The 496-nt window shown below is 71.8% G+C and carries 1 pseudogene; it reads right to left on the bottom strand.

From position 1 onward, the window contains the following. A pseudogene (locus MKK69_RS00300) lies at positions 1-496 on the bottom strand (ATP-binding cassette domain-containing protein); the annotation flags it as partial.

Here is a 496-nt window from a genome sequence, read left to right on the forward strand (position 1 = left end):
CTTCTGGCCGCCCGCGGGTTCCACGTCGCGCTCGGCCTCGCGCTCCGGGCCGGACAGGACGAAGCGGCGGTAATCGTCCATGTCGCCGTCGAAGGTCTTCACGGTGCCGTCCGCCACCAGCCACAGCCGGTCGGCGCAGGCTCGACCAGGAACCGGTCGTGGGAGACCAGGATCACCGCGCCCTCGTAGTCGTTGATCGCCTCGACCAGGGCCTGGCGGCTCTCGATGTCGAGGTGGTTGGTCGGCTCGTCGAGGAGCAGCAGGTGCGGGACGTGGAAGGCCGCGAGCCCCATTAGCAACCGCGCCTTCTCGCCGCCGGAGAGTTTCTGCACCCGGGTAGCGGCCTTGTTGGCCCCGAAGCCGAGCCGGGCGGGGGACCTGCGCACCCTCGCCTCCGGCAATGCCGGCCTCCGGGTGCGGACATGCGACTGCTCGCGCGCTGGGGGTGGCAGGTGTGGGGGCGGGCGACGGGCGACGGGATGGGACCCCAGATTCG

Source organism: Methylobacterium sp. J-026 (assembly GCF_022829585.1).
In the GTDB taxonomy this organism is placed as follows: Bacteria; Pseudomonadota; Alphaproteobacteria; order Rhizobiales; family Beijerinckiaceae; genus Methylobacterium.